The organism is Maridesulfovibrio sp. (assembly GCF_963666665.1).
GTDB lineage: Bacteria > Desulfobacterota > Desulfovibrionia > Desulfovibrionales > Desulfovibrionaceae > Maridesulfovibrio.
In genome coordinates this window covers 417071-441542 of sequence record NZ_OY762999.1, presented here as the reverse complement: position 1 = coordinate 441542, position 24472 = coordinate 417071, and the positions used below count along the sequence as shown (strand labels likewise).

Sequence of the window (24472 nt, the reverse complement as noted above, 5' to 3'; positions counted from 1 at the left end):
CCGTAAATACATTATCCGAGAAGCATTTTAATATTCTTAACCATTTTTTCGGGCTGGGCAGGCTTCACCATATAGAGGTTTGCCCCCAGGCTCAGGCCGGTCTGAATATCTTTTTCCTGACCTTCAGTCGAGAGCACAATAATGGGGATATCTTTGTATGCATCCTGCTCGCGAACTGTTTTAATGTAAGTAAACCCGTCCATTCTCGGCATATTTACATCGGAAATAATTAGATCAACTTTGTCCAGACTGTAAAGCTTTTCAAGGCCGTCTAAGCCATCTTCCGCTGTAGTTACCTTGAACCCTTCTTTTTTCATGATGAAGGCGACGAGGTTCCTTACAGTCTTTGAATCGTCCACTATCAGAATATGTTTAGGCATTTCCCTCTCCTTCACTCTTTAAAATTTGTTCTACCAGTCGATCTACGGAAAGAATGTTGACCAGTTTTTCACCGTTTTTATACAGGCCGAGCAGAAAATCAGAACTCACACCCACCTCTGATTCTACGCCCCAAACCAGATCCTTCTGATATGCGCGGTACATAGTTCTCACCGCACTGATAGCCAAGCCGATCTGCAAGCCTTTATGCCTGCAGATAACAACAAATTTATCATGTACGCCCATTCCGTCATGCAGCAGGTATCTCAAATCAAGAACCGGAGTAACCCGTCCCCTCAGGTTGATAATTCCCTGCATAAACCGTGGTGCAGCGGGGAGCAAGGTCACAGGAATCTTTCTGACAACTTCCTGAATGACCATGATAGGCAAACCATATTCCCGGTCACCAACAACAAAACTGACGAGCTGGATTTCATCCTCTTCCTTGAGCTTTTCCTCAAAGTCTGCGGAACTTCCTTCTCCCCCGTAATCGTCGACCGGACCGGAACTGAATCCGGGAATAGCAGCTTCCCTTCGGGGATCTACCCGATCAAGGCTGTCAAACGCGGCCTGCCCGCCAATTCCCATATACTTATCCATAAAAGCATTTTCGGCATCAGTGTATCCGCCGTCCTGCTTTTCTTCACTGGGCAGGTTTACGTTTTCAACAAAATATTCTTCAGGCGTCTTCATTTCTGACTATCTCTCTTGCCAACTGCATATATTCCTGAGCGCCGCGTGTTTTAGGATCAATATCAAAAATGATCTTACCGCTGGCGCAGGCCTCTCTGAACTTGGTATCCATATGGATAACGGTACTGAAAACCTTATCCCCCAACTTTCTCCTGATCAGATTCAAAATTTTCCTGCACGCCCCAGCTCTGCCGTCATACATAGTAGGCAAAGCCATGAATTTAACAGGACTGGGAAGCACCTTGTTTAAAATCTTGATCGTATCAAAGAGCAAACGAATACCATAAAGAGCTAAAAAGTCAGTCTGAATAGGGATGAGTACAATATCCGCGGCCACAATGGCGTTAACCAGCAGCACTCCCACATGGGGCGGACAGTCAATGAGTATGTAGTCGTAATACTCTTTAACCTCATCCAACGAATTGGAGAGAACCATCCCTTTATTCTTCCTGTCTTTAAGGTCAACCTCCAGCTCGGATAAACGAATGCTGGCCGGGACAAAGTCAAAACCAACCCATTCGCGTTTCTTGACTATCTTGCCCCAGAGGCTCTTGAAATCCGCATCATCAAAAAACAGATCATGAGCCGAGGTTGTGACGGTTTCAGGAAAGTAAGACATATGGACCGAGGCATTCGCATGGGGATCAAGATCAATGACCAGTACTTTTTTTCCTTCCCTGGTCAGGGCATCCCCAAGAGTCAGAGCCGTGGTCGTTTTGCCTACACCTCCCTTCTGGTTGGCGATGGCATAAACCTTCGCCAATGCTGCAGTCCCGTCCGACTGCTTTATATTACTGTTTTCCATATCAGCCCGCAGCTTTATATAAATTTAACCGCAGACCGGTATTATTCCAGCTTCTGGTAAATAATCGCACCCGGATGATGAACCGGCTTGAACGCCCTGGTGATATTATGCAGGGATTCAGAATGGCCGATAATCAGGTAACCTCCGGGGACAAGGTTATCGTAATAAGCATTAATAACCTTTTTCTTCATGGCTTCATCAAAGTAGATGATCACGTTCCTGCAGAACACGATTTCCGACCTTTCAACCCGCCTGACCTGCATGCGGTCGCTAAGGTTGATCTGGCCGAAGCTGACCAACTGCTTAACGTTGGGCTTTACCTTGAATTGCTTACCGTCCTTATCAAAATACTTGGCTATAATCTCCTTTGGAGTCGTACGCAGTGAGTATTCGCTGTAAACCGCACGGCGTGCGGATTTGAGAACCCTTTCAGAAAGGTCATTAGCAGTAATTTTGACATCCCAGCTGCTGAGTTCGGAACCAAGAACATCATGAATGATCATAGAAAGGGTATAAGGCTCCTCACCGGTAGAACAACCGGCAGACCAGATACGCAGCCTCTTACGCCTTTTCTTGCGCAGCTCATCCAGAACAGCAGGCAGAACCTTGGTCTGAAAAACCTTCAGCTGGGGCGGATTGCGATAAAAGCTTGTCTCATTGGTAGTAATGACCTCGAAAAGCTTATTCAACTCAGCCTTTTTACCCGGATCATATTGCAGGTAATAATAATACTCGCCAAAATTCTTGAGGTTTAGTTCCTTCAAGCGATTGGCAAGACGGTTTTCAAGCAGATATTTACGGTTGCCCGCAATAAAGATACCTGCCTGATCGTAAATGAAATCACGAAGCTGAGTGAACTCCAAATCGGAGATTTTCAGCTCTTTCCGCAGCGATATTGTCTTTGAAAACAGAGAAGACATCTAGTCTCCTTCTCCTTGCTCTTCCTGAATTCTCAAAATAGCCTCTTCGGCAGCCTGAATAACCTCGGGATCGGAGTCGGAATTGGACGCTTCCAGAAGAGCCTGAAACGCCATAGTTCCGCCAATGGCGCCTAATACTTCAATCACCTTAAGGACCACAAGCTTATGTGGAGAATCCAACATTGTTATAAGTTCAGGCAATGCACTTTCTTCACGATGCTCACCAAGAGCTTCTGCTGCTCTGATCTGTACCCAGTCATCATCATCCTGAAGGGCCTGAATAATGTAAGGGATAGCTTCATCAGTATAGCAGCTTCCCAGAAGCTCAATCACAGTCAAACGTACATCGCGATTTTCATCATGAAGTCTTGAAAAAATGAGTGACATGCTTTCGGAGTCTGCAGAACAATCATGCAGCGCTTCAAGAGCAATCTTCCTAATATCAGGAACTTCATCCTCAAGAGCAATCTTAATATGTTCAAGGTTGCCGTGAGCATCAATCTGCCCCATGGCAAACACAGCCATCAGCCTTTCGATAGGCTCATCGCTGCTGAACAATTCAACAAATCGCCGGTTAACATCCTCGCCGCCAATAGCGACGCAGGCATTGAGGGCTGCTTCCTTCACATCATCATAGGAGTGAGTAAGCAATCCGAAAATAGCATCCACGGCATCAACATCCTTAAGCTTGCCGCCAAGGAAATTGATGGCAGATTTGAGCATTGAACCGTCCTGCTCACTTTCAAGAACATTTTCAAAGAATCCCTTGGCTTCTTCATCGGCCGTGGAGACGAGAGCTTCAAGGATTCCACGCTTGATGTCCCGATCTCCATTTTCAAATGCGTCCATGAGGACATTGGAGACTTCCGGACCTTTCAGCCTTGAAAGAATCTCAATAACAATCGCTGCCTTCTTGAAGTTACCGCTATTCACAGCAGCGACCAGAGCCTCGTTCAGGCCGATATTCGAAAGGTCATTGATTATTACTGCAAGACGGTCACGGTCACGGTCGGGATCAAGTTCGCTGGCGAGCTTGAGCACTTCTTCAGTGGCTTTTTCACCGCCCACATAACCCAGCCCGGAGATAGCAGCATCCTGCACATCTTCGTCTTCGTCATTAAGGGCGACCAGCATATATTCGCGGAGCTTTTCCCGCTCGCTAGCAGAAAGAAGCTTGAGAGACTTGCCGCCGAGAATGCTGACGATAGCCTTCACAATCTTGTTGCGCAGAGCTGTGGGACTTTTGTCCAGATGCCGGAGCAGCATAGTAACAGCCTTGATATTGCCGACCTCGCCAAGAGCATCCACAATCATGGAGGCCACAAGATCGGAACTGGTATTCAAAGCCTTGACCAGCGCATCTACGGAGCTGGAGTGCTTGATTTTTGCCAGAGCTTCAATGACGGCATACTGTACCCACTCATCATCCTGCATGGCCTTATTCAAGCAACGAGCCGCAGCGGGGTTGGCAAGATCACCAAGGCTTACTGCAGCCTGATAGCGGACATTGACCTCAGGGTCTTTAAGCAGGGCGTCGCATAAGGGTTCCACAGCCATGAAACTGTTGGTCGACCCTAAAATGTCAGTTGCGAAAATTCTGATATCAGGATCTTCGTCATGGACAAGATCCACAAGGGAAGCAAAATCCTGCGCACCTACTTCACGCAGGATATCCATGGAAAGGTTCCTGACCGGGGCTTCATCTGATCTAAGCAGCGGCACGACAGCCTGAACAGCTCCCTTGCCGCCGATGTTCCGTAGAGCATGGTCGGCTGCTTCCTGCAATCCCAGATGGCTGGTCTTTAAAAGATCGGCCAGCAGAGGAACTGCATCTGCACATTTCAACTCCCCAGCCTGAAACGCGGCCTCACGGACGACTTCATTATCGTCACTTTTAAGTTCTTCAAGAACCTTAGAACAATCCATCATTGCAAGTCCCCATTTTGTTTAAATCCGTAAGACATCTCACGGTTGCGTCTTAAAAAAAATTACAGGTAAAGATTATTGATGATAGCATTTGCCATATCATCAATATCTACAATTTCATCTGCAAGTCCGTCATCCACGATAGCTTTCGGCATACCGTAAACAACGCAGGATGAATCACTCTGAGCAATGGCTCTGCCGCCCTTGCTTTTGAGTTCCCTGATTCCGTCACGACCGTCATTGCCCATTCCGGTCAGGATAACTCCGAGGGCTCTGCGTCCAACCGCCTTGGCAACAGAAGATACAAGCACGTTTGCAGAAGGCTTATACAAAGCCTCCCTGGGTTCAGGAGTTACAATCAGATCAATCCTGCTGACCTTCTGGTCAATCACCAGATGAGAACCGCCGGGAGCGACAAATGCGTGACCGGGCAGAAGCCTGTCACCAGTTTCAGCCTCTTTGACGTTAATCTGGCTGACCCCGTTAAGACGGTTAGCAAATGGACCGGTAAATGCTTTAGGCATGTGCTGAGCGATAACAATACCGGCCGGGAAATCTTTTGGCAGCGAAGAAAGAATTTTCTGAACAGCTGGCGGCCCACCGGTGGAAACACCGATTACAACCACATCTCGCTTGGCCCTTCCGTGCGGAGTCCTGAGAGGGACAGCAGGCTTGCGAGCAGCAGTGGCTGCACGCAGGCGAGGCACAGGGCGCATCTTTCGTCTGGCAACAGTCTTAACCTTGGAGATCAGGTCGTTTTCAATCTTTACAATGTCGAGGGAAACTTTTGACAACTGCTTGGGGATAAAATCCACAGCCCCAAGATCCATAGCTTTCAGGGTGGCCTCGGCACCTTCAGTAGTCAGGGAACTGACCATAAGCACCGGACGGGGCATTTCCATCATGATATGCCTTAGCGCGGTCAGACCGTCCATCTTTGGCATTTCAATATCAAGAGTAACCACGTCCGGGTTATGCTTCCTGATAACCCTTAAGCCTTCCTCCCCGTCACGCGCGGTGGCTACCACCTTGATGCCGGGGTCCTTCTGCAGCATGGTGCTAATAGCTTTACGCATGAAAGCGGAATCATCTACAACTACGACATTTATCACTAACCCGATCTCCTTTCTCTACGGCGTCTACTCAGCTCAGTCTTTAACAGTGTGTATACAAAGACGATTTTTCGAAACAACCATGCCGTTCAAATAAAAGCGAACCGCAACCGTAGATAAAACTTGTCACATATGAGTATTTTTGTCCAACAAACTCCCCGAATTTCACCAAAAAATCATACAAATCGATTTTCAGGACAAATTTTAATACTCACACTTTTATCACTTTAAAACATTGGAAGTTTATGTGCAAGAATATAAAAATTCATGTGCAATCTTTTTGAAATTATTTTTTTTCTTAATTTTTTTCTTGCCAAGTATCTCAGGATTCGATAGATACCCAATCTCACGACGGGATGTGGCTCAGTCTGGTAGAGCGCTGCGTTCGGGACGCAGAGACCGGAGGTTCAAATCCTCTCATCCCGACCAGATAATTCAAGGGTTTACGAAGCAAGCTTCGTAAACCCTTTTATTTTTGCTAACCTATTGCGGGTCTATAGGGGTCTACACCAAAGAAAAGGCCGTAAGCCCGATTGACCAAATTTTCAGCCGTTGATTCTAGACTCGACTCCCCGCACAAAAAGAGCGACAGAGCGCCTATAAACTCATTTTACCCCAAATCTAAACACCAGAAAAAGATTCGATTTCTGTCGCTTCACCAAAAGGAGCACAGGCTTGTTTTGCTTAGCCCCTGAGTCAAGGATTTCACATAAGGGAACAGCACTATCAATATCTTTCTGACCTGCCTGCATAATAACATCACCGGAGAGCAGGCCGGAAGCTGCAGCCGGAGAGGAATCCTTTACGTCCACTACCTTCAAGCCAAATTCCCTGCTGTCTTTTTTACTCCAGTCAAAAGTGATGCCAAAATCAGCAGCAGCCTTTTCAGCGGCTGCAATTCTGTCATTTTTAAAGGCAGCCTTTATACCTACTGTTAAATCCAGTTCCCATTTCCTTCCATCCCGCCAGACAATCAGGGTAACCCTGCTCCCGGGCTGATAATCTGCCACGATTCCGGCAAGATCCGTCGCGGTAGCAACCGGATTGCCAGCAAAATCGAGGATAATGTCCCCGACTTTAACTCCCCCTCTGTCCGCAGGCCCGCCGGACACAACATCCGCCACCAAGGCACCGTTGCTTACCCTGCCGCCCAATGCTGCAGTAAAATTCTTATCCACACTCTGGATAGACAAACCCAGCCAGCCCTTCTCCGGTCTACTCACGGCAACCGGAGGAGCAGCCTCTTCATCAATAACGAAACTCTGATCGATATATTGATCAGGGTCGACTTCATAAGCTGAGGCAAGGCCAACCGTGCCGAGAATAAAGGCTACGATCAGCCAACTAATTCTCATCTCATACAGAATTGCAGGCTGTTTCATTCAGCCTCCCCTTCAATTCCGCCCTGCCCCATCACCCACTGGCGATAAAGAGCGAGAGCCATACAGGTCAGCGGTAGGGCCATGACCAGACCGAGGAAACCGAGCAGCTGCCCCCAGATGGAGAGCGACAATAGGATCATCCATGGGGACAAGCCCATGCTTTCGCCCTGCAGACGTGGGACAAGCACGGCGTCCTGCAGCACCTGCACGATGGCAAAGACTACGCCTACCCCGCCTAAAGCCAGCCAGAAATTACCGCCTGTTGCCAGAGCATCAATTGCCGCGAGCAGAAAGGCCGGAATCAATCCGGCAATCTGAAGGTATGGGACCATGTTCAGCAGTCCGATAAGCATGCCCAGCAGGATCGCCAGCGGTAATTTAATGATTAGGAATCCCAACGAAAACAGACAGCCGATGATCAGCGCAATGAGTGCCTGCGTACGGAAATAACGGTTGGTCACGTTAGTAAAGTCGTCCACAAAAGACGCTACCCTCTCGCGGTATTTGGAGGGAATCTGCTCCCGCCATTTTCCGAGCTTATCGTAATCAGTAAGCAGGAATACGAGATAAAGAATGATCACAAACAATCCTGCAAGCATGCCAAGAGTATGGGCCGACCCACTTACAATATTCCATATTCCGGGCAGAGCCTTTTGAGCTGATACTTTTAGCATATCGGTCAGACCGGACTCTGTAAGAAAAGACCGCACATCTTCCTGCTTAGCCAAATCAACTATCGTATGCCAGAGATCCTGCGGAATATATTCCGCCGCTCTCTGAGCCACAGAAGAATCATTGACCATTTTTGCCAGCATCACGCCGGTTTGCTTCATTTCAACCCCGACAGCGCGGACCATCACCCAAAAAACCTTGATCAGTGGAACCAATATAGCCACCAAGGTAAGCAATACCGCGGCTGTACGGTTCTTAATATATCGACCGACAAAATTAACCAGCGGATTCAGCAGATAAGCAAGGGTCAAAGCCACAGCAAAAGGCACCAGCACCGCGCTCAAGGTATTCAGCAGGGTAACTGTAACCCAAATGAATCCCGCAGCAAGCAACAAGCGCACTACGCGGTCAAAAGTATACGGGGTATTATCGTTGATCATAAATATCTCCTAATTGCTATCCCGACCGTAGCGCAAATCATGCATCCGTTTTCCGGCTCTGCGGATTTCACCGCCGAGGGCACGGATATTCCAGATGAATGCCGAAATATTATTGCGCCGTTCAAGGGGCACATCTTCAAAATCTCCCCGGACACGGGCATCTCCAACTGCAAGCATGAAGTTATCGATAGCCTTATCAAAATCAGGTTCCTCAGGGCAATCATCCGGGGTCAGTGAATAGCACTCAAGCCATTCATAATACTCTGTAGTTGCACCCAAAACCTCGGCCATTCCATCAGCTATGGACGGCAGCGGCCCTCCGTATCCCCGGCGGATAATCGTCGACATGGTCATGAGCAGACTATGCATTCGCGCGAAAGTGCGGAGCAGGCGGGTCAATTCACTACGTTGCCAGCCCTGCAATCCCGGTTCTGCCGCAGCCTCACGAAATGACTCCGCGCATGTATCGAGCATGTTGGAAGCTTCAATTCTGGTCTCAACAATCTTGGCTTCAGTTATTCCGCCATGCAGATATGATTCGGAAAGAATCTTAAAATGCGTGGACTGCAATTCAACCAGATTAGCCATTTTCGCCCGCAAATTCTTGCGGGCCATATTGGGCCAGACCCCGAAGGATGCAGCAATACCTATTGCTACACCCAGCACAGTATCCAGAATACGCTCCAGCCCAAATTGCCAGCCGTCAGTAAAGAGCACTCCCAGCAATAGGATTACTCCCACGGTTAACGAGCAGGAGAAAACGGTATAGCTGAAGACCCTTACAAGAATCATCAGAAAAAAAGAAAGAACAATCAGTCCCACAAGAACCGGGGTAGCCGGTTCAAGGAACAGGATACCGACCCCGATGGCAGCTCCGATCACCGTCCCCCAAAGCCGCTTCCAGCCGATACGCAAGGTCCCGCCGACAGAAGGACGCATGATCACAATCACACTGACAGGCAGCCATACCGCATGGCGAAGTTCCAGAAAACGTGCAGCCACAATGGCAAAGGTAATTGCCGCAGCAGCCTTAAGTGCATGCCGGAAGGGAACCGAATTCCAACGGAATTCCTTTTTCAAGATAGCGAGGGCATCAGCGAACACTGCAGGCCCCTCCCTTACAGCAGAGCTTGCTCATTTCAGCGAATTCCATGCTCAGATTCCGCAGCCCGTAGATTGCTCCCCAAGCCTCAAGAAATTCATTGCGCAAGCCATCGTCACGCTTGTAGGCCCCCAACCGGAGTAATTCACCTTCAAGGTCAGCAATACCCTCGTCTATGCCGCGCAGATCAACTGCTCCTTTGCCAGTGGACAGGTTTGCCGCCAGCACATCAAAGGCCACGGAACTGCGTCCGGCAATATCGCTGAACTTAAAGCGCATATCCTTAAAAACAGGACTATGTTCGGCAAACTGGCGGCTGTTAGCCAGCCCGACCACCGCCTCGATCATACGTACCAGCAATGCGTACAGAGCCGAAGGCCCTTCATAACTGCCCAACTCCTTAACCGGGTCCACATTGATAGCTTCCATGAATCTACGGTAGCGTCGTACGGATTCCACTGACCGTTCATGAATTTCAGCAATCTCTCGCAAATCATCTTTGCTGCCGGTAGAAGAGGCCACAGCGCGGAAATAATCACCGATATCAGTCAGGGCAACAGCACCGGCCCGGGTGAGGACTTTTTCCGGCCTCATGGGCCAGACATAAAAAATAAACAGATAAGAAGCCGTGGCCCCGAAAAGCACAGCACCTGATCGTTCCAGCCCCACAAACAGCGTATCCGGCGAGGTTAAAGCCAAAAGGTTAACGATAAGTGTACCAATAGCAGCAGTTGCTGCTGACACACCGAGAACAGGCGTAAAAAAGACCGCAAAGGCCAGCACGAAGAGGTAAGCCTCCAATAGCAGTGAATAGTTACCTACCACTGTTGAAACAGGTACGAGGAACATTACTGCAAGTGTCAGCCAACGGGCCACAGCCTTACGTTTGGCAAGGGTGCTACCTGCACGAAAGATAACTACCACCATGGAACCGTAAACCGACCATTGCAGGAACTTGGTACTCATGCCCACCAGATAAGCCAGAATTAAAGCCACAAGACAGGCACATATAGACTTGGCAGCGTACTTGGTCATAAACAGGCCCGGATCAACCGGCCTGATGAATATTCTGTAAAATTCTGAGATTAGTTTATGCATTTGCTTGAACATTAGAACAGAGAAGTGCAAACTTCAAGATAGCCCATAGTAAACTGACTTTTCCTGTCAAAATGCAAATATCAACAGAATAAACATTCTTTGCCGAAATTTGACATTTTAATTTAGCACTTATATCCTTAAATACGTTGTCAATATTTGCTGTCGAATAACACCATAAAGTTCAGTGATAAAATAGATATTTTTTAATTTCATAGATTTTTTTTGAATATAAGAGGATTGTATGTTGTCTGTTTTTTCAACCCCTGCTGTATCTATATTCCTAGCAACAATTACTCCGACTATTTCCATAATCTCTATTAACATTGGGCTCTTCACTAAAAGACAAATGTGTAGTTCTCTTCTGTTCATGGGAATTTTAGGAATATCATTTTCTAGCTTATTTAATTTTTCGGCTAATGCTTTGCAGACAAATTACAACAACCTAAGCTATATAAACTCTAATTCTATATCATTAGCAGCCTGCCTTATATCTTTAGTAATTTTTGTTTTTTTTAGTGAAAGAATATTTTTTGAATTACTTAGTAAAAAAGTACGCATATACACATTATTATTTATGGTATTTTTTTTCTCCTTCACTACATGGTTTTTTTCTTTAGCAATATTCAACACCATCTTGACAGGATACACTTGTATTTCTCTTTATGACCTGATTAAAAATTTTAAAAATGGTATATCTGACGCACATAGTCCTGAGTCAGGAACTTCTATTGAAGATGTAAATTTTAAACATACCCCCAATGTATATATTCTATTTCTGGAATCCATTCACTCAACTGATGCTCTCAAAGAAATATATGAGATAGACAACACTCAGCTCCTTTCATCTTTAAGAGATGATAACTTCAAAATTTACGATAATGTTTACAGTAATGGCACCAACACCGTCTCCGCATTTAAAAACATGGTCTGGCCTAGAACCCTTTATGATTACCATAGAGAAGACCGCAGTCTGCAAATCACTCCATCCGAAATATTAACTACGTTTAAAAACAACGGCTACGCACTGAATTTTTTTGCCTGCCAACACATCAGGATGTTCTTCAGCGAACTTTTCGATCGCATCCCCAAAGACTCCTCCAGCAAGACTGAACTCAAGTTAAATAAGAACTTTGCCCCTATCCTTGCCCAGTCTTCCTTTTTACGGAAACAGTTTTCAGTGCATGATGTATTCGAAACCAGATCAGACTTTGAAAGCTTACTCGTTGATATGGAAGCGGTGATCAAAGAAAATAAGGAAACCCCCCAAATGCACTGGTTTCATTTCGGAGCAAGACATTCCGACATCTCTTATAGCTGGGAGGAATTAGGCGGCTTTAATGAGTTATATAAGGCAGCATATTTTAGGACTGAAAAAGAAATCATACGTACCATTGAAATAATTAAAAAAAATGACCCCAACCCCTTAATTGTCGCTGTTGGAGATCATGGTGCTCATAGATATAATCATATTGAATGCGGCGAAGGGAATAATCCTAATGATATCATTCGCTCACGCGGTTTTTCTCCAAGCCTCATTGCAAAGGATAAGTGCAGCGTATTTTTAGGAATCCATTGGTCGGGAATCCATTATTCAGATGGACATGTTCTGTCACATGTAACGCTCTTTAACCATATTCTGGCCTCATTGAGTGAAGACAGAACACTTTTAGATGACATGATGCCCAATATTTCATTTTGCAATTCCAATCAGTTTGGCAGACTTATTATAGCACGTGACGGGGTTGCTCTAGACAATTGGGAAAAGGTAAACGAAAAAGAGCAAATTCCTTTTTTACTCTCCGAAATAAAAAAAGATGATAGCAATGTCGAAAATCATCTAGCTCTGGTTTCCAAGTATCTTGAATTCGGGCACAAAGAAAAAGGGATGGAATACCTGCTAAGCCTATGTAAGAAATTCCCTACAGAGGAAGACATACATACCATGGCTGTACAGGAATTCTTCAAGCAAAGAAGATATGAAGAAGCAAAAAAATATGCCAGAAATATTCTTCTTTTTACTCCTAATTCTCATAAGGCATTATATTACTTGTCTGTTATCTCTGAAAGAATTGGAAAACCTGAAGAGACAGATAAGTATATTGTAAGAGCCCTTACCTCTACAGAATCTACAGTTCTTCCTGATGACTGCTACATACGATATTCACATGCACTTATAAGAAATGGAGACATCAGACAGCTCCAAAGCGCTATACAAAGCTTGAATCGTCTCTATGTATCAGTTGAGATGTATGTAGATATGCACATGCAATATCTAGCATTCTTAAATGGCAATTCAACGTCATTGTTCGACTGGATAGAAACCCAGATCCAAAACATGCAAGGGTGGCATCAAATCCTTTTTAAAACACGAAAGTTAATAATTTACATGCAAACAGAAGACTGGGCTAATGCTGAAGAAGTAGCCAAGCAATTGATTAAAGAAAAAAACATGTATTCAGGACTATACGCGACTCTGGCCTGCAGCATGGAAAAGCAAGGAAAGATAAGTGAAGCTTTACAAGTCCTTTTAAATGGCATTTCAAAAACGCAAAGCAATCATCTTGTAGAACAGGTTGCCTTTATAACTCGTAGAAATAGTATCCATCATCCTGACTTTGTTCCGTTAAAAGTAATGGCACAAAAACAGATGGAAGCACGTATCGGCAGTTGGGGAAAACTATCAAAATTTGATTCTTCGTGGTACGAGAAAGAATACAAAACAAGACCTAACGGGGCTTCACCTCTTGAGCACTACATACAAAATGGCCCAACACTTATGCTGAACCCTAACTCTGAATTTGATACAACATTTTATTATCTTAATTCCCCTGAAATTTTTCTACGAGGACTTGATGCAGCCGTGCACTATTATCAACATGGCAGATTTGAATTGAAGCGGCCCAGCTTTATTTGTATTCCAGATAAAAGTATCGCTCCTGATATTCACTGGAAGAGTTCTCAAACATAGCCATGAAACATAAAATGGCAAATAAATTGCAACCACAACATAAAATCGTGTTTTTTGACACTTGAAAAAATAGCGGCAAATCGTACTTAACAATGATCGGTGTTGCCGAAAAATGAAAAGGAGTTATTGATGAGAGTTACGTTTTTAAAGCCATTTAAAATAACATGGATAGCAATATGTCTTGTTCTAACCGTAGTCTTTGTGACTACACCTCATGTAGCAAATGCAGGATACCTTGACCCTGGTTCAGGAAGCACTGCTGTACAATGGATAATTGCCAGTATTGCTGCTATTACAAAATTCATAGATAAAGTTAAAAATTTAATTTTACGAGCATTCAGGAAGTAGAGTCATGAAACAGGACTTAGGCTCCTTCCGGGATCGTTCAGGTTATGTATATTCAGACCCAATTAGCATTATTCGTACGATTATGCCTTGCTATAAAGAGACATGGCAGCTCGTTAAACGGTCTGGATTACTCGATGAGGTGGTAAACGAAAAACTACTTATTCCATTTGAAGAGTGTCCTCCCATTGCGGGAAGCTGGAAAAGTTTAAACGTTAATCGTATTCCCTTCATATCTTACCCATATGAATGGAGTTTCAGTCAGCTACAAGATGCTGCTCTACTTACTCTAAAACTACAACTAAAAGCTCTATCTAAAGGATTAACCCTTAAGGATGCGTCTGCATACAATATTCAGTTTATTGGCGAACATCCTGTTTTTATCGATATTTTATCTTTTGAAGAGTGGGAGGAAGGGCAACCTTGGGAGGCTTACGGACAATTCTGCTCCCATTTTTTAGCTCCGCTTGCGCTGGCAGCCAAAAAAGATTTGCGTTTGTCTCAGCTTTCCAGACAATGGATTGATGGAATTCCTTTGGATATTGCATCATCAATGCTTCCATGGAAATCGAAACTATCGCTGGGAACTTATATGCACCTAGTGCTTCATGCTAACATGCAGAAAAAGTATGAAGACCCCCGTTCTGTCAAGAAAAACAACACAAGAAGCATGAGTTTGGAGAAACTCCGAAGTATTATTGAATCTCTTGAGAGTACCACTAAAAAATTTGTTTTCCCAAGACAGGATACAGAATGGGGCGATTACTACAACGATACAAACTACACAGACGAAGGCACTTCTGCTAAATTAAAGATCGTTGAAGAAATTGCTGCGAATTTTCCAGGTAACCTTGCTGTTGATCTTGGTGCTAACACAGGAAGATTTAGCCTTCCATTGGCAAATTATTTTGATCAGGTGATATCCGCAGATATGGACCCCGCTGCTGTTGAATTTAATTACCGACACCTCAGCAAGAACGGCCCCCATAATATTCTGCCTGTCATCCTTGATCTGTCGTCCCCTTCCCCTTCCTTGGGTTGGGCCAGTCAAGAAAGAAAAAGCTTTGTAGATCGATGTGAAGCTGACATGTTGCTTGCGCTTGCACTATGCCACCATCTCTTTTTTTCGTCTGGGATACCTTTTAAACAGATTGCTATGTTTTTTGCTTCTCTGCTTAATCCACAGGGGACATTGGTGTGTGAATTCATTCCGAAAAAAGACAGCCAAGTGCAGAGACTGTTAAGCGCACGAGATGATGTCTTTGATGATTATACTGAAGAAAATTTTCGTCAGGATTTCAATGCCGCCGGCTTTACCGAAGTTAAAACTTTTGACATGCCGGACAGTGTCCGCACTATATATTTATTTAAAAAATCAAACTAAAACATTACACAATTCGTACTGAAATGACCGCAATATCGTTAACTATATTACGGTCATTTCAACCTATTACTTGGCTGCGAGCCTGATTATCTCGCGGCAGAAAGCGGGCAGATCGTCGGGTTTGCGTGATGAAACCTGATTACGGTCAACGACGACCTCTTCATCTATCCATGTTGCCCCCGCATTCTCAAGATCATCCTTAATTCCGGGGGTGGAGGTGCATTTGTATCCCTTCATAATCTTGGCGGAAATGGGAATCCAACCTCCGTGGCAGATGTGGGCCACGACTTTTCCGGCCTCGTGGATTTGACGGGTAAGTTCCAGCACCTTTGGATCACGACGCAGCTTGTCCGGGGCAAATCCTCCGGCGATGACCATCAGATCAAAATCATCCGCATTCATATCTTCAATTGCCGCTGTAGAGCTGAAGGGATAACCGTTTTTGCCAGTATAAACCTCGCCGTATTCAGGACCGGCGACAACAACTTCCGCACCTTCCTCAATCAGACGGTAGTAAGGATAGAGAAGTTCCATATCTTCAAAAACATTGTCGATAAACATCAAAACACGCTGGCCGCTAAGTTTCATGGGTTGCTCCTTATGATTCAGGTTCATTCAAACTGCCGAGTATCAAATAGCATAAAACCAGATAAAAAGGGCATATTCAACATATCAGTTCAATCTGCATATTAAAATTCACTGCCCCTGTTCAAACTTATCCCCAAAACCTTGGCGTGAGCTTCAGAAGTATTCCAGACACTATGAAGTTTATTTCCGGGAACAAGTAGAGACTCATAGGGTGACAACCTGATTGTGTCCTCATCTATTTTAACCTCCACACACCCGGCAAGAACTACAAAAAGGTGGTCGTGTTCATGGGTATGATGCGGATTAGGACCGCCTCCTCCGGGAGCAATATCGGCAACAGAACAATCAGCAATCTGATCATCAATGCGCCCGGCCAGCCGCAGTGCTGAAAACAATACATGTCCGGGAGGAGTTATGTATTCTGAAGCAGCTTTGATATCTTTTAAAGTGTCTGTCATACTTGTTCCCTTTTGACACCGATACGTGCCAACCTTCGAGAAATCAGAAAAATCCGTTTACCAAAAAAAAGACTGAGAACCAATGCCAGGGGCCAGGCAAACAAAAAACTGCGCCCCCAGCTCAAAAGCCACTTCTGCGATATGCCAAAATTGATCAGGGATAAGCACCCCGACATCATCAGAGCCATAAAACCGGCCATGAGGACACAATTAATAAGATTAACTTTCCGCTCGTCTGACATATAGAACTCATTTTGGTTAAAGGGTGATAGGTTTTACACTTTAGACATGCACCCATGAAGAAAAATATCCACGGAATACCGGGCATGTTTATCAAGCTCTTCCTCAGTAACAGAATCACAAAGCCCCAGAAGCAGAGGAGTTCGCACATGATGCAGCATGGCAACAAACAGTGAGGCGGCATGGTCAGCATCTGCAATACCGGAAATATTTTCCCTCAAAAAAGTACTCAGCATAGCTCCGGACTTCTTGGGACCATTGGCATAAAAGATTGCCCCCAGCTCTGTATTTTCCCTTGCTTCACTCACCAGCAGGCGCATGGTCCCCAGATATTCGGGGGAGATGTGGAATCGCATAAAATGCATAGCAAAACCATACAATTCTTCCGCCAAATCACCCTGTCCGAAGTCATAATTCTTCGGGGCTTTTTGTGCATATGATTCCAGCACAGCTTTGAACAACTCAAGCTTCGAAGGAAAATATCGATAGACTGTCTGCTTGGTTACGTTAGCAGCTTTGGCTACATCGTCCATGCTGGTAACGGAAAACCCCTTTTGCGAAAACAGCTCCCAGGCAACCAGCGATATCAACTCGCGCTTGCGCTGGTAATTTACATACGCCTTACTCATAATTTTCCTCCTGCCACTGGGGTACAAACAAAAAACCATACTGTCAAGTATGATCTTTCAATACTACGAATGAATAGACCTAAAAAAACCCCATAATATCATATAAATATTATGGGGCTCAATCTTACAGCCGCTCTGGGGGAATGCCCTTATAGGGGCACGCCTTCAGGTCAAACAACTACAAACAACTTTTACAGCAGTTTATCCATAAACTCCTTGATACGCGGATGCTGAGTCTCGGCGGAAAAAAATTCTGACGGGGTTCCCTTGGCAATAAAATCTCCGGTCTCCATGAAAATTACGGTATCGGCAACCTCACGGGCGAATCCCATATTGTGGGTTACGATAACCATAGTCATACCGTCATCTGCCAGTGAACGGATTGTATCAAAGACCTCGCCGACCAGTTCCGGGTCCAGAGCGGAAGTAGGCTCATCAAAAAGCATCATCTTGGGCTTCATGGCCAGCGCACGGGCGATTGCCACACGCTGCTTCTGACCGCCGGAGAGGGTTACCGGATAGACGGTAGCACGGTCGGACAGACCAACCTTATCCAGCATCTGCAAAGCGATTTCACGGGCTTCATCCTTGGACTTGCCAAGTACAGTCACCTGCCCTTCCATAACGTTCTGGAGAACGGTCATGTGCGGGAAAAGGTTAAACTGCTGAAAAACCATACCTATCTCAGAGCGCAGGGCGCATAGATTCTTCTGGGAATCCAGTACCGGATTACCGTCTTTATAGATGTAACCGCAAGGCTTGCCTTCAAACTGGATTTCCCCGGAATCAATGGTTTCGAGGAAATTCATGGTCCGAAGCAAAGTAGACTTACCGGACCCGCTGGGACCGACGATAACCACCTTCTCGCCTCGGTTAATCTTGAGGTCGATATGGTTAACCGCAGTAAGACTGCCGAATTTCTTGACGATTTTCTTGAGTTCTAAAATTGTTTCCATTTAGCGCCTCTCGTATACCCCGACCTTGTATTCGATCTTCTCGAAGAAGAAGGTGAACACGGAGGTAAAAATAAGGTAGATGACAGCTGCCATTACCAGCACGGTCACGTTAAAATAAGCATTGAACATCTGGTCCGCAGCGCGCATGAGTTCAACCATGGCGATGGTGGATACCAGCGCGGTATCCTTGATCAATGCGATGAATTCGTTGGCAATGGGGGGGATGATCCGCTTGTATGTCTGCGGAATAATAACCCGGCGCATGGTCTGGCCGTAAGTCATGCCCAGAGCTTTTGCAGCTTCAGTCTGACCGTCATCAATGGATTCGATACCGGCCCTGATAATCTCAGCGAGATATGCGGAATAGTTAATACCCAGACCGATAAGTGCCGCAGCCAGCGGAGAAAGGGTAATGCCGATTGCAGGCAGACCGTAATAGATAAAAAAGAGCTGCAGAAGAAGCGGTGTGCCGCGGAAAAACCAGATAATGAACCAACTGATAGCCATAAACGGCTGCATGCGGCTGATCTTACCAAGGGCGATGAAAAGGCCGCCGATGGGAGAAACTATCATGGTAAAGAAGACCAGCACCAGGGTCATTGTCGCACCCTTGATCAGATTGGGCATGAATCGCTTACAGTCCTCAAGGGTCTTCTGCCATTCAGGCTTGGTCTCACGATCAAGAGAGGTCAGAAAATTTTTCGCTTCAACGTTGTCCGGATAGACGGCAACGACCTGTTCGGCAAATTTACGGGCCTTGCCCGAATCTTTCATGGAATAACTGATACGCGCCAGCTGCATGCGGGAATAAACAAACTGCCCGTCATCCCCTTCGGGACCGGGAGCGGGAACCTGCTTGAACAGAGTCTGGGCCTGATCAATCTGACCTACGGTCAGAGCATCACGAGCCTGCTTGAGCAGTGCGTCAGCGTCAACTGCGGCTGAAGATACAGCCGGAAAAATCAGAAGTGCAAACAGCAGAAAGAGCGAGGCAAACGCCCCGCTCTTTCCGAGTTTTTTATTTGAATAAATCATTTCTTACCATTTAGCGGGGTTGGTGACATCTTCACCGAACCACTTGCGGGATATTTTACCCATTGTTCCGTCTGCGATCATAGCATCGATGGTTTTCTGTACTGCTTCACGCAGGGAATCTTCGCCCTGACGGAAGGCAATACCGAAAGCTTCACTGGTGATGTAACCGGGAAGCGCAACGTATTTACCGGGACGCTGAGCCATGGAGTAACGACCGGCAATGTTGTCAACAACTACGCCGTCAAGACGACCGGATTCAAGGTCAAGCAGAGCTTTAACGTTGGTGTCGTACTCGCGGATTTCCTTAGCTGCGGGCTTGAGGGACTTAGCAGCCTCAAGAGCGGGAGAACCTTTCTGTACGCCGACAACTTTGCCGCCGAGGTCTTTGTGAGCCTTGATGGACTTGTTGCCCATGGCGATAACAGCGATCTGACCGTCCATGATGTAAGGTTTGGAAAAAGAAACAGCTTTTTCACGCTCGGGGGTGATGGTCATGCCGTTCCAGATGCAGTCAAATTTCTTTGCATTCAGGGAGTGGATAACGCCGGACCATGCAGTGGGCTGCCATTCAATCTTGATACCGAGGCGCTTGCCGACTTCTTCAGCTGCGTCAACGTCAAAACCAACCAGAGTTCCATCGTCCTGACGGAAGCCCATGGGTGCAAAAGTGTCATCAAGACCGATTACAAGCTTGCCTGCTTTCTGTACTTTTTCGAGAGAACCGTCACTAGCCATTGCGGTGGTTGCGAATGCCAGCATCATTGCAACCATGAGAACTAATACCCTTTTCATGCGTCACTCCTAAAAGAAAATGTAAATTTCCGCTCCTGCAACATTTAAAGAGGCCGTTACGGAAAACACTTCCATTCTGCCTTTTTAAAATAAGAAGCGATGAACCGAATAGCCCATGAAGCAGGAACATGCAAGACTGTAACCCCTTAAAAACAGAACTTAGCCTCCCTTTTTTGTCAAAAATGTGAGGATCATGCCCTAAAAATGCATCTTTCACGCATTGAAATTTCGGTTATTACAAATACAACCCCTTTTCCGCTTTCTAATTGTAAAGCGGTTGCTAAACTTTTTGCCTATGTGTTAGCGTGGATTTAACTGATATTCCCACCAGTTCTAACAAGGAGACTGCACATGCCAAACCTTACTTCGTGGGGAAGCCGAGAACTCGAAAGATTGAAGACAGATATGGACAGGCTTTTCAACAGCCTTTGCCACGATTACGGCATCCCTTCCGTTTGCGGAATCATCGATTGCACACCAAAAACCAGTATGAGGGAGGAAGGTGAAGCTCTTGAAGTGAGTACCACCATGCCCGGATTTCAAGCCGAAGACCTTGAAGTAAAAGTCACTGAAACATCCATGACCATCTCCGGGGAAAAGAAGGTGACCTTTGAGGGAGGACGCCAAACCAGCCATTTCAAAAAAACACTCCCCCTGCCCTGCCGGGTGGACCCTGACAATGTCAGTGCTACATTTAAAGACGGAGTACTTAAAATAGTGCTCAACAAATGCATAATCAAACCTCAAAAAGTTATTTCCATAACATCTGAGTAGCTACCAGACCGGAGACCGCCATGACCAGCATTCTGAAAGACAAAGAACTGCCGCTTGAAAAACTGAGGTGGACCCTTGACCCGGAAGAACTCCCCTTCAACACTACTGCTGACCTTGACCATGAAGATGTAATCATCGGCCAGTGCCGGGGTGTTGAGGCCTTCCGTTTTGGCATGGGGATGGGCCTCAAGGGATACAATATTTTCGTTACCGGACCTGCCAATACAGGTAAGCAGGCCACTGTAAAAAAGATGCTCACTGAGCTTTCCAAAACGGATAAAAGCCCGGATGACATCCTTTACGTCAATAACTTCAAGGCGACTGAATCGCCAATCCTGATCCGCATGTCCGCCGGAGAAGGCGCGGTCTTCAAAAAGGACATCCATGATTTTCTGGAAGGCATCAAACGCGAAGTTCCGCAGCTTTTTGAAAGTCAGGAATATATGGCCCGCAAGAATGAAATCATTGAAATGCACGAAAAGCAAACCCGTGAATTCTTCCAAGGTATTGAAGATAAAGTTAAGGATTCCGGTCTGGTTATCGTCAACATGCAGATGGGTCACTACCAACGCCCTGATGTTGTTCCGCTGGTTGACGGCGAACCGATTCGCATGATCCAGCTGGAAGAAAAAGTCGAGAAAGGACGTTTCCCCCGCGATGAATTTGAAAGGCTCAAGGAAAAACAAAAAGAGCTCAAAGAAGAGATTGATAACATTCTGGCACAGGTCCGCAAACTTCAGAAAGAAGTAAAGAAAAAAAGCGAAGATGTGGACAAGCTGATGTTCATGACTCTCGCACAGGACCTGATCGCCCCCCTGCGTGATAAATACGCTGATGAGAAAGTACTCAAGTACTTTGACGCCATGCTCGAAAACATGAGCGATGAACTTGATTCCCTGCGTATGATCGGCAAAAAGCCGCAGGCCGGCGAAGGCGGCATGATGTTCATGCCCCCGCCATCCGAGGCCATTCTTCATCCCTATAAGGTTAACCTGCTGGTGGACAACAGCGAGCAGAGCAGCCCTCCGGTAATATTCGAAAGCTACCCTACTTACCGCAACCTGTTCGGCTCCATTGAAAGGGTCATGGACAGACACGGAGGCTGGCGTACAGATTTCACCAAGATCAAGGCCGGTTCTTTCATCAAGGCCAACGGCGGCTATCTGGTCTTCAACCTCATGGATGCCATTGTTGAGCCGGGAGTCTGGCCGACTCTTAAACGCTCTCTCAAGACCGAAAAGATCGAAATCCAGACCTTTGACCCCTATTACTTCATATCCTCCACCGGCCTGAAGCCGGAACCGATTGCTATGGATGTAAAAGTTGTCGTTCTGGGCGAGCCTTATCTTTACCAGCTGCTGCGCCATTACGATCCTGATGTGCCAAAGATTTTCAAGGTCCGCGCCGACTTTGAAACTTCCATGGACCGTGACACGGACGCCATCAACTCAGTATCCAATTTCATCAGCCGCATGGTGGAGAAGGACAACCTGATGCCCTTTGACCGTTCAGGTGTAGCTGCCATCATAGAACAGGCTGTGCGTATGTCCGGCAGACAGGAAAAAATAACCACAGCCTTCCCGCTGCTGGCCGATTTACTTGGCGAAGCAAGTTATTATGCCGGACGCAACGGTTCCACTGCAGTGGGAGCAAAACATGTAATTCAGGCCCTTGAAGCCCACCGTAAACGCTCAAACCAGAGCGAAGAACGGCTACAGGAAATGATCGACCGCGGCAGCATCTACGTCGATACCGACGGTGCTGTGACCGGACAGGTCAACGGTCTGGCTGTTTATTCCATGGGTGATTACTCTTTCGGTAAGCCCTCGCGCATTACCGCAGTAACCGCCATGGGCAAGGGCGGCATCATCAACATTGAACGCGAAGCCGATATGTCCGGCCCGACCCATAACAAAGGGATATTCATCCTTTCCGGCTTCCTGCGCCGCCAGTTCGCACAGGATAAGCCGCTTTCGTTGACCGCGAGTATTGCCTTCGAACAGTCCTATGGTGGTATTGACGGAGACTCGGCATCATCAACTGAACTCTATGCCCTGCTGTCCTCCCTTGCTGATGTGCCCATCCGTCAGGACATTGCCGTAACCGGATCAGTGAACCAGAAAGGTGAAGTCCAGCCTATCGGCGGCGTAAACCAGAAAGTCGAAGGATTCTACCTCTGCTGTAAGCATGCCGGACTGACCGGAAATCAGGGAGTCATGATCCCCGAACCAAACGTCAAGGACCTCATGCTGCGCACAGAAGTTGTGGAAGCTGTCCGCGAAGGCAAGTTTCACATATGGTCGGTGGAAAACATTGAACAGGGAATTGAAATTCTTACCGGAGTAGCTGCTGGCGAAAAGGACGCTGAAGGCAATTATCCTGAAGAATCAATATATGGAAAGGTGAATGCACGTCTCATCGATCTGGCAGAAGGACTTAAGAACTTCGGAGCCAGCGATGATGAAAAGGATGAGAAGAAAAAGGAAAGCGGCGGATCTTGCGGCTGCGGTAAGTAGGTTGCTTCGCGTATAACTCGTTTAGGCAATCTAAAAAAACACCCCGGCAATATCATTCAAGATATTGCCGGGATTTATTTTCTACAAAACCGAAGAAACTCCCTTCACCTTCTTCAAAGCAACTGTCAGCACCCAGCAAACTACTGTTGATCCTATCAGCAGGAGGGGGGCTTTGATAAACGGAGAGGCATCCATACCGAGCAGATAGTAGGCTCCGTAGTAGACTGCCAGTGAATGAAAGAGATAAAGCCCATAAGAACAGGCTGAAAACGATTTACAAAAATCATTGGAGCTGTTCACGAAAGCCTTGAACAAGGCCACTCCGGCCATGAGGGTACTGTAAGCAAAGATATTAAAACTGAGCGCATTGCCTAATTGGATGGACAATTCAGTTCCTCTAGCATGCATCATTCCCTTAAAGGTAAGATAAACTACTGCCGAGACAAGACATACTATCGACCACGGCAGTAACCTTGGAGTATATCCCTGGCGGGTAAACCAATTGCGCTTCCAAGCAAGGATACCAAGCCAAAAATACAGCAGGTAAACAAACAGGCGCAAGGGCTGGAAAACGATCACATAATAATCGGTAATCCACGTATCAACCGGGAAGAACTGGTTCATACCCAGAAAAATGCCGCTGGAAATCGCTATGAAAAAAACTGAAAGCAAAGGCGATGGATTACGGCTCATCCGCGGAGGATTTTGCAGGCTGGGGAAATAATTATAGCAACAACTGAGAATCAAATAAAAGAGCGCCAGCAATCCAAGAAACCAGAATACAGACTGGCTGTACATGGTCGTCCAGAAAGGCCCGGCCCAGAATTCCCAAAAAGAAGGAGCCTTGCCCCTTGAAAGCAGGATCATATACATGGCCGGAGGGGCGAGAAACAATACCCCCAGCACCCAAGGAATAATTATACGCTTAAATTTACCGGCCCAGAATCCGGACATCCCGTGCTTCTGCAACGAAGGAAGTGCAAAATATCCGGCCAGAAAAAACATTATCGCCATGATGGGCACATCAATAAGCATTACAGCATAAGTGAAAAACATACTCTGCTGCGGATCAACAACAAACCACCACTGCGGCGCAAATTTCATATAACAAAGAGAAACATGAAGTATTACAACCCCAAAAATTGTTATGGCGCGCAGATTATCGAGGAAGAACATTCGCTGATTCATAACGGAAAAACCTCATAACTAAACGATTGTATAATCAATCTCTGATTATTCGCCTGTTAACCCCAAGTCAA

The 24472-nt window shown here is 46.2% G+C and carries 23 protein-coding genes and 1 tRNA gene; 6 read left to right on the top strand and 18 right to left on the bottom strand.

Annotated elements, in window-relative coordinates; genetic code table 11:
• Nucleotides 1–11 precede the first annotated feature (11 nt).
• From ACKU40_RS01860 to ACKU40_RS01835, 6 genes are read right to left on the bottom strand one after another with little or no spacing between them, the layout of a single operon-like run.
• A complete protein-coding gene (locus ACKU40_RS01860) occupies nucleotides 12–380 on the bottom strand; it encodes a response regulator (RefSeq protein WP_015852595.1) in 369 nt (122 codons plus the stop codon).
• Entirely contained in the window at nucleotides 373–1071 is a 699-nt protein-coding gene (locus tag ACKU40_RS01855) for a chemotaxis protein CheW (RefSeq protein ID WP_320174843.1), read from the bottom strand. The genes ACKU40_RS01860 and ACKU40_RS01855 overlap by 8 nt, the downstream gene beginning before the upstream one ends.
• Nucleotides 1058–1876 (bottom strand): ParA family protein, encoded by an 819-nt coding sequence (locus tag ACKU40_RS01850; RefSeq protein WP_320174842.1) that lies wholly within the window; start codon nucleotides 1874–1876, stop codon nucleotides 1058–1060. The genes ACKU40_RS01855 and ACKU40_RS01850 overlap by 14 nt, the downstream gene beginning before the upstream one ends.
• Before the next feature lie 41 nt (nucleotides 1877–1917).
• Nucleotides 1918–2796 carry a protein-glutamate O-methyltransferase CheR gene (locus ACKU40_RS01845; protein WP_320174841.1) on the bottom strand — a complete coding sequence of 293 codons (879 nt, stop codon included), beginning with the start codon at nucleotides 2794–2796 and terminating at the stop codon, nucleotides 1918–1920.
• Complete coding sequence (locus ACKU40_RS01840) at nucleotides 2797–4725, bottom strand: HEAT repeat domain-containing protein (protein ID WP_320174840.1); 1929 nt, start codon at nucleotides 4723–4725, stop codon at nucleotides 2797–2799. It lies immediately after the preceding gene.
• 59 nt (nucleotides 4726–4784) lie between these two features.
• Entirely contained in the window at nucleotides 4785–5834 is a 1050-nt protein-coding gene (locus tag ACKU40_RS01835; protein WP_320174839.1) for a chemotaxis response regulator protein-glutamate methylesterase, read from the bottom strand.
• 352 nt (nucleotides 5835–6186) lie between these two features.
• Between ACKU40_RS01835 and ACKU40_RS01830 the strand changes: the two genes are divergently transcribed.
• A tRNA-Pro gene (locus tag ACKU40_RS01830) sits at nucleotides 6187–6263 on the top strand.
• Nucleotides 6264–6439: 176 nt separating this feature from the next.
• On the opposite strand, the gene ACKU40_RS01825 is transcribed toward ACKU40_RS01830, so the two are convergent.
• From ACKU40_RS01825 to ACKU40_RS01810, 4 genes are read right to left on the bottom strand one after another with little or no spacing between them, the layout of a single operon-like run.
• Entirely contained in the window at nucleotides 6440–7216 is a 777-nt protein-coding gene (locus ACKU40_RS01825; RefSeq protein ID WP_320174838.1) for a PDZ domain-containing protein, read from the bottom strand.
• Nucleotides 7213–8328: an AI-2E family transporter gene (locus tag ACKU40_RS01820; protein WP_320174837.1), complete on the bottom strand. Its 1116-nt coding sequence runs from the start codon at nucleotides 8326–8328 to the stop codon at nucleotides 7213–7215. The genes ACKU40_RS01825 and ACKU40_RS01820 overlap by 4 nt, the downstream gene beginning before the upstream one ends.
• Nucleotides 8329–8337: 9 nt before the next feature.
• A complete protein-coding gene (locus ACKU40_RS01815) occupies nucleotides 8338–9432 on the bottom strand; it encodes an FUSC family protein (protein WP_320174836.1) in 1095 nt (364 codons plus the stop codon).
• Complete coding sequence (locus ACKU40_RS01810; RefSeq protein ID WP_320174835.1) at nucleotides 9422–10465, bottom strand: FUSC family membrane protein; 1044 nt, start codon at nucleotides 10463–10465, stop codon at nucleotides 9422–9424. Before ACKU40_RS01810 ends, ACKU40_RS01815 begins: the two co-directional genes overlap by 11 nt.
• Before the next feature lie 304 nt (nucleotides 10466–10769).
• Here ACKU40_RS01810 and ACKU40_RS01805 point away from each other — a divergent pair, with 304 nt between their 5' ends.
• The 3 genes from ACKU40_RS01805 (at nucleotide 10770) to ACKU40_RS01795 (ending at nucleotide 15225) form a co-directional block, all read left to right on the top strand.
• Nucleotides 10770–13496: a sulfatase-like hydrolase/transferase gene (locus ACKU40_RS01805; RefSeq protein ID WP_320174834.1), complete on the top strand. Its 2727-nt coding sequence runs from the start codon at nucleotides 10770–10772 to the stop codon at nucleotides 13494–13496.
• A 129-nt stretch (nucleotides 13497–13625) separates the two neighbouring features.
• On the top strand, nucleotides 13626–13844 hold the full coding sequence (locus tag ACKU40_RS01800) for a hypothetical protein (RefSeq protein ID WP_320174833.1): 219 nt from the start codon (nucleotides 13626–13628) through the stop codon (nucleotides 13842–13844).
• A 4-nt stretch (nucleotides 13845–13848) separates the two neighbouring features.
• The gene (locus ACKU40_RS01795; protein ID WP_320174832.1) at nucleotides 13849–15225 is read left to right on the top strand and encodes a hypothetical protein; all 1377 of its coding nucleotides are present in this window, start codon (nucleotides 13849–13851) and stop codon (nucleotides 15223–15225) included.
• 66 nt (nucleotides 15226–15291) lie between these two features.
• Here the strand turns inward: ACKU40_RS01795 and ACKU40_RS01790 are convergent, their stop codons facing one another.
• The 7 genes from ACKU40_RS01790 to ACKU40_RS01760 form a co-directional block, all read right to left on the bottom strand.
• On the bottom strand, nucleotides 15292–15813 hold the full coding sequence (locus ACKU40_RS01790; protein WP_320174831.1) for a type 1 glutamine amidotransferase domain-containing protein: 522 nt from the start codon (nucleotides 15811–15813) through the stop codon (nucleotides 15292–15294).
• 101 nt (nucleotides 15814–15914) lie between these two features.
• Nucleotides 15915–16271: a cupin domain-containing protein gene (locus tag ACKU40_RS01785; RefSeq protein ID WP_319778921.1), complete on the bottom strand. Its 357-nt coding sequence runs from the start codon at nucleotides 16269–16271 to the stop codon at nucleotides 15915–15917.
• A complete protein-coding gene (locus ACKU40_RS01780) occupies nucleotides 16268–16447 on the bottom strand; it encodes a DUF2798 domain-containing protein (protein WP_407944328.1) in 180 nt (59 codons plus the stop codon). Before ACKU40_RS01780 ends, ACKU40_RS01785 begins: the two co-directional genes overlap by 4 nt.
• Nucleotides 16448–16546: 99 nt before the next feature.
• On the bottom strand, nucleotides 16547–17140 hold the full coding sequence (locus ACKU40_RS01775; protein WP_320174830.1) for a TetR/AcrR family transcriptional regulator: 594 nt from the start codon (nucleotides 17138–17140) through the stop codon (nucleotides 16547–16549).
• Between the two features lie 191 nt (nucleotides 17141–17331).
• Nucleotides 17332–18096 (bottom strand): amino acid ABC transporter ATP-binding protein, encoded by a 765-nt coding sequence (locus tag ACKU40_RS01770; RefSeq protein ID WP_320174829.1) that lies wholly within the window; start codon nucleotides 18094–18096, stop codon nucleotides 17332–17334.
• Nucleotides 18097–19131, bottom strand: a complete 1035-nt coding sequence (locus ACKU40_RS01765; RefSeq protein ID WP_320174828.1) for an ABC transporter permease subunit — start codon at nucleotides 19129–19131, stop codon at nucleotides 18097–18099. It lies immediately after the preceding gene.
• A 3-nt stretch (nucleotides 19132–19134) separates the two neighbouring features.
• Nucleotides 19135–19923 carry an amino acid ABC transporter substrate-binding protein gene (locus ACKU40_RS01760; RefSeq protein ID WP_320174827.1) on the bottom strand — a complete coding sequence of 263 codons (789 nt, stop codon included), beginning with the start codon at nucleotides 19921–19923 and terminating at the stop codon, nucleotides 19135–19137.
• A gap of 351 nt (nucleotides 19924–20274) precedes the next feature.
• On the opposite strand from ACKU40_RS01760, the gene ACKU40_RS01755 reads away from it, so the two are divergent.
• Together ACKU40_RS01755 and ACKU40_RS01750 are read left to right on the top strand one after the other, a co-directional pair.
• Nucleotides 20275–20697, top strand: coding sequence for an Hsp20/alpha crystallin family protein (locus ACKU40_RS01755; protein WP_320174826.1), 423 nt, complete (start codon nucleotides 20275–20277; stop codon nucleotides 20695–20697).
• Nucleotides 20698–20717: 20 nt separating this feature from the next.
• Nucleotides 20718–23213 (top strand): AAA family ATPase, encoded by a 2496-nt coding sequence (locus ACKU40_RS01750; protein ID WP_320174825.1) that lies wholly within the window; start codon nucleotides 20718–20720, stop codon nucleotides 23211–23213.
• An 81-nt stretch (nucleotides 23214–23294) separates the two neighbouring features.
• Here ACKU40_RS01750 and ACKU40_RS01745 read toward each other — a convergent pair whose 3' ends face one another.
• Complete coding sequence (locus ACKU40_RS01745; protein WP_320174824.1) at nucleotides 23295–24401, bottom strand: acyltransferase family protein; 1107 nt, start codon at nucleotides 24399–24401, stop codon at nucleotides 23295–23297.
• Nucleotides 24402–24472: the final 71 nt, after the last annotated feature.